Below are 11,520 nucleotides of genomic sequence, written 5' to 3' on the forward strand. Positions count from 1 at the left end.
GTAAATGGAGGAACCGTGTGCAAGAAAGATGCTCGCACGGGTCTGTGGGGGTGCGGGGAGGTAACGAACCGCTCTACCCGGAAGTAAATTGAAGTTCCCCCGACTCACCGAATGAACACGTAACTTTCTGATATACAGAAGGTTCATTCATTAAACGACTTGACGTCCATTAACTGCAAGGCTACATTTGTTTAACCTTAAATTGTCCATCATGATCTTTAGACCATTTCATTTATGTACATATCGAATTTTCTTCTTGAAAATTTGAATAAAACCTACTCAAATAGTTTCTATAAACCTCAAAATGGGAGATCATCATCATCACCATCTTCTTTGAGCAGTGCAAAAACAGGTAGAGGTAGGTTATTAACTATAAACAAGTTAAGAATGTCATCACGATCCATAAACATTACCTGACTTCGTTTAGAAGTGTCAAGTTTACCTGCAAGCCAGTTTTTGGCTGATTTAGTAATTTCTCCACCCGCTACAATGAAAGCATGATCCACCAAAACATTCTTCCCAATTTCTGGATCAAAAATTTCATGGCCAAGCATCATCAATACTTGATTGTATATTTCTGCAACGTTAGCATTTGTAGATTTAGACATTCCAGCCGCGTCTAATTTTCCCTTTTTGACTTGTATACCGAAGTAAAGCATGTGTAGGCTTGGCAACATAAACTTCATCCAAATATCCTTCCCATATTCTAATGACTTGTCTTTATGTCCTGCTGCAGTTATTCTATAATAACCAAGTTGCCGGAAAAGTGGTAACAATATTTCCTCAATGAGTTCGTCCTCAGAGCAACTATTTAAATATATACTAAGCATCCCTCTTCGTTTGGATTCTGCTGTGGTAAACGGTCGATGAGGATTAGCTGAAGGTTTAAGGATTTTCTGAGACGCAATATGCTTGAGATAACATTTTCTATCTTCTGCATAAAAAGCTTCAAATCCTTCTCTTAAAAGTACTGTATTCAACGTCCCTAGCGCTCCAGCCCTATTACTGTCTTCGTTATTAGCGTCAGATTGATCCATAAGAACCTGAATTACTTTAATAAAAGTATCTGAAGGCATTTTGTGTTCGCTACTTGGCTCCTGAAGGATAAGTTTTAGAGTGTCACCAACCCAAATCCCACGAGTCGATCCATCATGTTCATAATCAGTTTCCACGTCCCGAAAAAATTCGGTTAAAAACATACTGCTTCTATAACGAAAGAAACTCTCCTCCTTTATAAAATTACCACATATCAGATCTGCAATTTGGGAGAGTGTACGGTTTTTAAATTCCATTGGATTGATGATTAAATAGATTTTCTAAATATAAAACTATTTATGATCTATAAACCTTAGATGCTTTAATGAGTATGGGCTAAGGGCTTATATTTTGATTACATAAATAATCCATAACAGAACAAGAAGACGTAAATAAATTCAGTCCCACATTTCCGAATATTTAAACAAATTACATCTTGTGAAGAAAAAATTTTGGGAAAAGGTTTAAAATCAACTATTTTTGATAGAAACAGATCATAAATTAACGATGCAACTCAACTTTTTTCCAATCTTATTTGACTTTGACGAATTTCAAATCTCTAAGACTATCTATTCAGATGAGACTTTACAAGAACTCAGAAGGAATCATAATCGAACGCATTCATTTTTCCGCAATGGAGATGACATTTACATTTCAAATTCAGGAAGTGACGGTGTCATAGAAATTGGAGACAATATAACCAAAGGAGTTTTTTCTGATCACAGTATCACCGCCTCATTAATCAAACATATTTTCTTCAGGACTTTTAAGCAACGTTTTGTTTCCTATACCCCGGTCGATTTTTATCCATTTAGGTTCTTTTCCAAACAGGATAACGATGACTTAATACACGACCTACTGCCTAGCCACCTTCAAGGTAAGATTGCTTATAAAAAACTTATCGAAGTTCAGTTGAGATTGGCCAATATCAATGGCCAAAAGCAGTTTGGATTTGTGATCAACATCAAAAGAAATTGGATTTTTGAAAAAACTTGTTTAGACCTACATATTGAGGGGTACGATTTGGCAGGAGTGGAAGTACTACATTGTGAAGTGCTTCCTGGATTGAGTAATATTTTGGCACCGAATGAGGAATTTGTTGGAACCATAGCAGATATCAATGGCGAAATGGCTACTGTAGAAACTAATGAGGGTAGTGTAAACTTTCCGCTTCATGAACTTTTCATAAAAAAAACAAAGTTTAACATAGGTAAATATTTAGATTTTGCCATGAGCCCGGAAAAGACTACCTCCGTACTAAATAGAATAGAAAGTAAAAGAAGCGAAATTTACAATACAAAAAACCTCTACAAAGAAATAAATAGCACTGCAAAACATCTATTCACAGGTAGACTGGATGGGGCAAAAGTGCTATTTGAAAATAGCGATGGTTTCTGTTTTACTGTACAAGATGTACCAATGACTGTAAACAATACATTTGATTTAAAAACGCCGACATTTATTTTCGATCCTGCAGGCACAAAAACTAATAGCACCAGTCCTGACATGGGCTTAACGAATTTTGGACCTTATGATAGCATTAGCTTTGATACCAAGTCACCCTCAGTAATTTGCATTTGCCACAGAGAAAACAGAGGTTATTTCACAGATTTCCTGGGCAGTCTTAAAGACGGGATTAGTAATTCCAATTTCTTCAAAAAAGGTCTTCTGAAAAAATATGAACTTCAGGATCTAACCTATAACATTAACGAACTTAGTTCTTTTGAGCTTTCAGAATACCTGCGAATCATAAGGGAATGGGATGAATCAAAGCCCGATTTGGCCATTATTGAAATCCCATCTGAGTTTAAACGACTCCCAGATAATGATAACCCTTATTATAAATTAAAAGCGAAATTGCTTTCTCTAGAGATTCCCGTTCAATATGTGTCGACTGAGAAAGTGAAAGCGTATAATGAGTACATTCTTAATTCACTAGCATTGCAGATCTATGCAAAGCTAGGTGGGACACCGTGGGTATTACCCTCGCAAAAATCTGTTGACCGCGAAATTATTATTGGAATAGGTCACAGTTGGATGAGACAAAATCAGTATAAGGGTGCTGAACAATCAAAAGTAGTTGGCATTACTACTTTTTTATCCAGTGATGGTCAATACCTCCTAGGCGACAAGGTTAAAGATGTATCTTTTGAAAATTATTTTAATGAATTATTATCTAGCCTTACTTACTCATTCAATCGTTTAGAAAGGGAACAAGGATGGGCTGAAGGCGATACCGTCAGGTTGATTTTCCATATTTTTAAACCTATTAAGAATATGGAGTTTGATGTAATTAGCCAGTTCATCAAGAATAACACAAAATACAAAATCAAATTTGCCTTTGTCACAATCAGCAAATCTCATCCCCACTTGCTATTTGAACCAACCCAAGTAGGGATATCAGGTAAAGGAGCATACATTCCAAACAGAGCAAGTAATATTTTTTTGGATTCCGAGACATGTGTTGTCCAAATGTTCGGCCCGAAAGAACTTAAGACAACCAGACAAGGGATGAGCACACCTATTCAGATTAAAATTAGAACACCGCAAGGGAATTATGACAATAATGAATTAGGTGAACAGTTGTATTATGACTTGGCCTATATAGTTCAACAGATATTTTCATTTACATACCTATCTTGGAGAAGTTTTTTACCTGGTGAGCAACCGGCAACAATGCTATATTCAAACCTTATTTCAAAATTATTGAGTAAAATGAGAACTGTCAACGGATGGGATGCAGATCATTTGAATTACAGTTTAAAACGAAAAAAATGGTTCCTTTAGAAAATCGTTCCACCTATCTTCAAACGATTGTTGACAATGAATTATTAATGGCTTTCGACAATTTGTTGTCGAAACAAATGATCACCCAGCCTCGTGACTTGAATGAAATCAATACCATTTATTATGGTATCATCGAAGCGATAATAACAAACTCTGTCAATAATTTTGATATTCACTATAAAGCGATCAGCAGGCGAACACCAACTAGAGATTCGATTTCTCCGTTCGTCCATAACGATTATCTGATATTCACAGTTATAACCGGAATTGTCAAATTTAACTATAACAAAATATGGATAGAACAGATTATCAGTATAAGGACACGAAATAACACAACAATAACGTTTGAAAACATCATTAAAGAAAACTATTACAGTAAAAGCAATATTCCAGCGGTTGTCATCGCTTTCTTGAATTTGGTCGATCAAACCGCAGTTTCAAAACAACTGCAGGATGATGCTTATGAGGAAATTACCAAAAACATCTCTGTTTTTGATCAGGGTAACGACTTTATCGCCCTGTGCTTTCTAAAAACCTATGACTTTATCATCATTTCAAGGGAAATGGTTGATACTAGACACCATAAATGGCTCCTAAATTTCGAGGCAAAGTTTACGCAGAGGACGAAATTGATTTCTACTATAGTATATAACCTTCTACTCATTCTTTTGATTGTCAGCATCTACAAAATACTAAATCACTTCCCAGAAATTAAACAAGGATTTGCAGATGCTGTTACGATCATCGGACTAATCGGTGTTGCTATCACTAATTTCACTACAGGCATTAGGCCTGCGTTTGAAAGAATAATCCAAAAATTCTTCGGCTATTCTAATCCGTATAATTCATGATCGATCTATTTGAAAAAGGCGTTGAACTGGCAAATCATTATGGAATTTCACTATTATTGATATTAGTTATTGTATTTGGCTTGAGAATAGTTTTGTCGTCTACAGAAAAATGGAGTGAAAGGGAACATTACTACTATGAATTATTAAAAAATCTTGGAATCTGGAAAAACTCGTTGTCCGACCGACTGGACTATTTCCAACAATCTGATTCAGAATACGACGAATTACATACGAAAACTACTCATTTTCAAGAAAAAAGCGCCAAAGCAATTTTAGCCCTTCAGTCTATACGTGAGCAAATTAATGTTTCCAGAATTTTCCTATCAAAACAATCTATTCACATTATAGATGAACTCATAAGTGAACACTGGTTTATCAAAGAGCATGAGGCAATTAATACCAGTGATTATTTGAGATCAACATATGAAATTGTCGATAATGCGTATCAGTCTATACTTGCAGACGCTTCAAAAGATTTACGACGTAGTCGCTTTTTAGCTATTATCAAAAAGGTCCTATCAAAAGATTAACACGCCTATCATTAGAAAAACACTTAATGACTTCTATGGATACGTTTTTAGTTATCCTGAATATCGTTAACTATACATTTTCGAAGAACACTCATAAACTAACCAGACAACATGAATTTAAAACCCGAAACCGGTATTTACCGAGATAAAAGTAAAATTGAGGAGTTATTCAAGAACATCATAATATATCATTCTCAAATGTTTGATCAATTGATTGGGGAATTTTCAGCAGATTCATTGTTTGAAAATTGGAGGTCACTTATACGTAGTGTGGACGAAATTATCAATATTCCCATGGAATTAGATGATCGGGAACCATATCTTAAATTAAGATTTGAAATGATGTCTTCAAAAGGCAGACAGGATTTTGAAAAAGTGGTTGCCCTCGTTCACAGTAATTTTGGTGCTGAAGTAGCTAAACGTTTCAAGTTATTGGCTATTATGAGCTTATCGATCGACCATGCATATCATACCAAAAATATGTGGCCGATGATAGGATATGGTTTAGGTTTATCATCAGTTAGTCAATCAATAAACTATTTTCAATCCAGACGATTGGCCTTTGGAGCTATATTAAACCTAATCCCGCTGAAAGCAACAGGAAAAAAAAATGTACCGCAAATTGATTTAATGAACCAGTTTCTTTATACAATTGACACCTGCTTGGTTGGCTTTGCCGGAATATATTATCATTTGTTGATTAATGAGTGCATCGAGGATTATGAAGTAACTTTTGACGGAACGATGTTTAAGACTAATTTTACATACGAAAACCTAGAAGGATTTTTTTTTGAACCAGAACGCTTATCTCTCATAGATCAAATGGAATTGAGACCGGACATTGTAGAACCGGCAAAAACAATTACTACTCCTCAAGGCGTTGTATTTTCTTTCAATGAAATAGCGAATGCCATGGCGTTATTCGAAGGTGCCTTTAAAAAGTATAACGTTTCATTACTAGCGGAATACGATGAACTTAATATTCTTTTTATGCATATAGCTCGATTTTGTACAGATAATTACAATGTGATACTGGATGAAAGTGAGCTGGACCAGATTCAGAATAAACTAAAAAAACTAAAATTAACATCGACCGGACAGACTTACGTTGATGTAGTAAACGATTATGCACCCTTTCAAAAATTTGATGGTAGGTGTTACAGCACCGTTGTCCTTTTATCCAGGTTTGTGTATCGTACACTGACTGGCGCATTAAAGTGCAATAGAAGCTTTATGATAAATTCTGGGTTCATATTTGAAGATAAGGTACAAAGGCTATTAGAAGAAGCAGGGTATCACTGCACCGGAATTACAAGGATAAATAAAAAGGAATTTGATCTTATAACCACAAAAAACGGGAAGATTTATAATTTTCAATGTAAAAATAACCTTATCGATATTTCCAAGGTCGGAACAGATTATAAATTGATGGGAAGACATAACCGCAGATTGGTTAAATACTATAGAAAATCAATTACAAAAGAAATCAATAGAGAGCAATTAGTGACGGCGAAGGTAGGATTGACAGATATTGAGCATTTTATTATATCGCGATTTCCGGTTATTACAAGGGATAAAGACATCCTCAATTTCAATACCTTAGAAAATTGGATTTACAAACAAAAACACTAGTTATAAATTCAATTCCAGTCGAGTTTCTTTACATAATTAAAAGGAACCTATCGGCGTGAATTGTTCAATATTAAATAATCCTACCTTAGATTACTAACTTATAATTATGCCACTATGCTCAATTTGCCTAAATAGAGAAGCCACACAAACGGGTTCTCACCTTCTGTCAGCCTTCATGGTGGAAAGTACCATCGGGAAAAGAGGTGAAGAAGAAGGCTATCTTATAAATTCAGCCGCAAATTTCGACTATAGAAATAATACTGGAGCGGGATCTGTAATCGAAGATTATCTATTTTGCCGAGGTTGTGAGCAAAGAATGGCGTATGTCGAAAATTATGTTAGCACAGAGTACAGGGACAAATTTAAAAATCCAAGTTTCAAAAATAACTTTAGCGATATTGTTAAGGATCATTATATAATACAAGAAGCCCTAAACATAAACTACTATGCGTTTTTACTCTTTATTTGTACCGTGATATTTAGGATATCAATAACGAATAAAGAACTTTTTGCGCAATTTAGACTTACAGAAGACGAAGAAGAAAAACTTAGAAACATCATAAATGAAGCATTACCACTCTACCAAAATTTTAAAGTAAAAATAAAGCGTAGTCAATTTATACGGGAGATAAATAAAAAATCATCCATTTTTGAAGGGCTATATTTCGTAATATGCTCCTATCAAGATTTAGAAGATGAAACTAAAAGCTTTAACATGGCTTATCCAATTTACAGACAGCCATACAATTTCATCTTTGGGCAGTCACTTCTTTACTTTTTCTTTATCAGACCGAGAAAAAATGTTGCGTATTTAGACTTTTTTCAATTATTGCCTGAGCTCGATATTGAGCTCATGTACAACGGAGAAGGTGCGAATGTTAAAACAGTTATCTTGAAAGAAGAGCGTTGGAAAGAAATTTTAGAGATTCCAAAGAAACAACTAGTACGAGAAAAAATACCTGGTCTAATGAGCAATTTCTTAAGCCTATTTAGGAAGGCAAATAAGAGGGAACCCAACAATGCAGACTGGGAGAAATATGTTGATGAAAACTTTAAATAAGATAAGCATACCTCATTACTTATTCGAACTAAATGAAATATTACCTGGAAACAAATGCAATCTATGAACTGAGAAATATCCCAAAGAAGATTATCGACAAATCTTTTACTTCTGCATTTGTCTTAGTTTTTCTACATGTGAAATCAGAAGAAAGTATCTAAATTATGAATTGCTTACATTTTATTTGTGCGATGATACAAAAATCGAACTAGAGGATTTTGCTTATTTTAATTATTCAGAAATACCATTCGAACTATATGAAAGAGGTTATGTTTATTTTGGAGAGGAATATTATATTTCCAAAATTTTCGGTCGAGAATATCAATTCTAAAAATCAATAAATTACTCCCTTATGGTTGTTTGAATAAAATCACAAAGGGCTGAGCATGTACAAAGTTTATACCCTCATAGAATTTCATCGATGGCATAAACTTGTGGGTCATTAACGTAATCGTTCCTAAACCATTATCCCGCGCATACCGCTCAGCATAATTCATTAAAGCTTTTCCGTATCCTTTTTTTTGGGAATTCGGAGCAATAAACAACTCATCAATATATAATTGATCCCCTGTCCACCAGGTCTTAGTATGGGCAAACATCGCCCCTGCAAAGACCTCATGATCATATAAAATAAAGCCTTTAAATTGCGCTGAAGAATAGTATTCTGCTAAATAATTTACAGCATCATTAATCTTCCATTGATAATTCCATGGTGCCTGATTGTAGGTCTGTACAAATACTTTAGCACAATCTTCAAGGTCATTTTCGGTTAATGGTTGGATAGTCATAGCGTTCTGTTTTATAGCCTCTATTAACAACTGTTTAAAGCTTCCTGTAATTTTATTCCAAATTCCTGGGCATTAGGATCATGTAGCATCGTCGCATGGTCTCCGGGGACATCAAAAACTTTCACCCCTTTTAGGGCATACTTGTTCCAGCTCAAAGATTTAATATCATCTACATAATAGACCCGCTTTTTAGCCTTAAAAAGATAAACAATATTATTAAATGGCTCGATATGATAGGCTTTAAAAGCTTCATGCTGTTTTTGATTGATCATATTAATCTGACTGAAAACCCCTTCTTTTTTGGGATCTTTCCGTAAACCAAACTTATACATCAAATTATTCGTCCTTCTTAAGAACAAGTTGAATTGATAATTTAAAGTACTTAAGGGATCTTTAATAAAAGACTTAAAGATCCAGATCATTTTAGGAAATTGTCGCTTAATTTTCCTTGGTAAATTTACCCGCCATGACTTGGCATAAAAGACATTTTCTGCATCTGTATCAAAAATCCCGAGCATCTTCAGCTCTTTGCCAAGTGAAGCGAATTGTCTGGCCATTTCTATAGCCACATATCCTCCAAAGGAATAACCTGCAATAGCATATGGGCCATTAGGATTGTGTTCTATAATTTCATTTACATAATGACCGGCGATATCACTCAATGTTTCTACCTGCTGATCAGCCCCATTCAGATCCGCTGGTTGCAGGCCGTACAAAGGCTGCTCGGCATCAACATATTTGGCCAGATCTTTAAAACTTAATACATATAAACCATCCCCATGTATGATATACAAAGGCATATTACTACCGGAAGTTTTGATAGGAATCAACGATTGTGATTTCTTCAGTTCATCTTTATCACTAACAGAGGCCAATAATGACGAAATGGTAGAATGTTTAAATAACCTTTCCAGAGGAAGTTTGATGCCGGTTTTACACTCAAAATGAGAGATAATATGAAGCGCAATAAGAGAGTGCCCTCCCAGTTCAAAAAAATCATCCTCAACACCAATATTTTCAATACTAAAAACCTCCCGCCAAATGTCGGCCATTATCTTCTCATGGGGAGTAACCGCCTTTTTATGCGATTTAGAGGGCTCCTCTGGAACTTCCATTTCCAACAAAGCTCTTCTATCAATCTTACCATTAATATTTAGCGGGAAATTTTGTACCTCCAGCCATATCGAAGGAATCATATAATCAGGTAATCGGAGCTTTAAATCATCAATGACGGCATTCTTATCGAATTTCCCCAGCGGATCTACATAACAAATCAGATCCTTCTGCCCCATTCTATTCAACTTTGCAAGTACTACAGCACCTTTTAAATGAACCGACTGACTCAATAAATGTTCAATTTCACCCAGCTCTACTCTGAATCCGTGAATTTTAACCTGATTATCCTTTCTACCGATAAACTCCATGTTCATCCCCGGCAACATTCGTCCATGATCCCCGGTCCGATACATGATCCCCCCATAATTCTGATTAAAGGGATCCGGCACAAAAGTATCTTTTGTTTTTTCCGGACTATTTGCATAGCCTCGTGCTACACCTACACCGCCAATAAACAATTCCCCTATCGCACCAAATGGCACAGGCTGTAGCTGTTCATCAAGAATATAAAAGAAGTTATTTGCAATAGGCTTACCATAAGGAATACTATTCCAACTTTTATCTATCTCTTCGATGGGAAAATAGTTCGACCAAATTGTTCCTTCTGTGGCCCCACCAAGACTGATGACACTAGCGGAAGGAAAAAACCGCTTAATTCTATCCGGCAAGCTTAATGGAATCCAATCGCCACTTAAAAACACCAATCTTAAATGATCTTGTACATAGCTATTATTGGTTGTCTCCAGCTCCCTGATCAGGTAATCAAGAGTGGTCGGTACCGAATCCCAAAAAGTAATCTGATAATGCTGAAGCATGTGCAGCAATTCATTAAAATCATTGACCTGTTTCTGTTCTGCAATCACCAATGATCCACCGCTAGATAAAATACCAAATATATCATACACTGAAAGGTCAAAACACATGGAGGTGATGAAAAGCAATCGATCATTTGAACCAACATTAAAGCGATTGTTCACCCATAGAATGAGGTTTACAACAGAATGATGCTCGATCATTACTCCTTTAGGCTTACCGGTAGAGCCTGAGGTATAAATCGTATAAGCCAATTGCCGACTATCAATATGGAGATTCAGATTATGCGCACTGTACCCATTTAAATCTAATCCAGCAACAATTAATGTTGTTAAATCTGGCATCAGTACATGGATCGGATGGGCAACATCAGACAGTAATAAACTTACTGCAGAGTTTGAAAGAATGTATTCCTGTCTATCGATCGGATAATGGGGATCAACAGGTACGTAGGCTCCTCCTGCTTTAAGAATGGCATACATCCCTATAACCATTTCAAAGTTTCGTTCGATCAGCAGGCCTATATTATCACCGGGTCGTACACCCAATTCGATAATTTTCCTTGCCAGTTGATTGGCCCTGTCATTTAACTCTTTATAAGTTAACAACTGATCTCCACACAATAGAGCTACCTGATCCGGAGTTTTCAATACTTGTTCTTCGAATAGGACATGAAGAGTTTTATAATCAGGATAAGGCGTTTCTGTACTATTAAATAGTGTTAGAGCACGTAATTCTGCTTCAGTAACTACGGGTGCTGTTTGAAATAATTTTTCAGACATATGTGCAATAGTTAATGATGATTAAGGCTCAAATAACCGACCACCTTTAACTAACCACTATCAATAGTACAAAAACCCTTCTTTTACTATTGTTTTATCCTCGGTAGTCATTTTAACGGCCATAAA

At 35.6% G+C, this 11,520-nt stretch carries 9 protein-coding genes; 6 read left to right on the plus strand and 3 right to left on the minus strand.

Annotation, left to right across the window (positions count from 1 at the left end; genetic code table 11):
• Positions 1–299 precede the first annotated feature (299 nt).
• On the minus strand, positions 300–1,292 hold the full coding sequence (locus R2S10_RS02870) for a hypothetical protein (protein ID WP_316838930.1): 993 nt from the start codon (positions 1,290–1,292) through the stop codon (positions 300–302).
• Positions 1,293–1,515: 223 nt separating this feature from the next.
• Here R2S10_RS02870 and R2S10_RS02875 point away from each other — a divergent pair, with 223 nt between their 5' ends.
• The 6 genes from R2S10_RS02875 (at position 1,516) to R2S10_RS02900 (ending at position 8,056) form a co-directional block, all read left to right on the plus strand.
• Positions 1,516–3,822 carry an argonaute/piwi family protein gene (locus tag R2S10_RS02875; protein WP_316838931.1) on the plus strand — a complete coding sequence of 769 codons (2,307 nt, stop codon included), beginning with the start codon at positions 1,516–1,518 and terminating at the stop codon, positions 3,820–3,822.
• Complete coding sequence (locus R2S10_RS02880; protein ID WP_316838932.1) at positions 3,810–4,673, plus strand: hypothetical protein; 864 nt, start codon at positions 3,810–3,812, stop codon at positions 4,671–4,673. Before R2S10_RS02875 ends, R2S10_RS02880 begins: the two co-directional genes overlap by 13 nt.
• Positions 4,670–5,203 (plus strand): hypothetical protein, encoded by a 534-nt coding sequence (locus R2S10_RS02885; RefSeq protein ID WP_316838933.1) that lies wholly within the window; start codon positions 4,670–4,672, stop codon positions 5,201–5,203. The genes R2S10_RS02880 and R2S10_RS02885 overlap by 4 nt, the downstream gene beginning before the upstream one ends.
• A 111-nt stretch (positions 5,204–5,314) precedes the next feature.
• A complete protein-coding gene (locus tag R2S10_RS02890) occupies positions 5,315–6,835 on the plus strand; it encodes a hypothetical protein (protein ID WP_316838934.1) in 1,521 nt (506 codons plus the stop codon).
• A 106-nt stretch (positions 6,836–6,941) separates the two neighbouring features.
• Positions 6,942–7,895: a hypothetical protein gene (locus R2S10_RS02895; protein ID WP_316838935.1), complete on the plus strand. Its 954-nt coding sequence runs from the start codon at positions 6,942–6,944 to the stop codon at positions 7,893–7,895.
• Positions 7,896–7,927: 32 nt separating this feature from the next.
• Complete coding sequence (locus R2S10_RS02900) at positions 7,928–8,056, plus strand: hypothetical protein (protein ID WP_316838936.1); 129 nt, start codon at positions 7,928–7,930, stop codon at positions 8,054–8,056.
• 189 nt (positions 8,057–8,245) lie between these two features.
• On the opposite strand, the gene R2S10_RS02905 is transcribed toward R2S10_RS02900, so the two are convergent.
• Positions 8,246–8,683: a GNAT family N-acetyltransferase gene (locus R2S10_RS02905; protein ID WP_316838937.1), complete on the minus strand. Its 438-nt coding sequence runs from the start codon at positions 8,681–8,683 to the stop codon at positions 8,246–8,248.
• 23 nt (positions 8,684–8,706) lie between these two features.
• Positions 8,707–11,394 carry an amino acid adenylation domain-containing protein gene (locus R2S10_RS02910; protein WP_316838938.1) on the minus strand — a complete coding sequence of 896 codons (2,688 nt, stop codon included), beginning with the start codon at positions 11,392–11,394 and terminating at the stop codon, positions 8,707–8,709.
• Positions 11,395–11,520 lie beyond the last annotated feature (126 nt).

Origin of the sequence: Pedobacter gandavensis (genome assembly GCF_032678745.1) — a bacterium.
GTDB classification, from domain to species: Bacteria; Bacteroidota; Bacteroidia; order Sphingobacteriales; family Sphingobacteriaceae; genus Pedobacter; species Pedobacter gandavensis_C.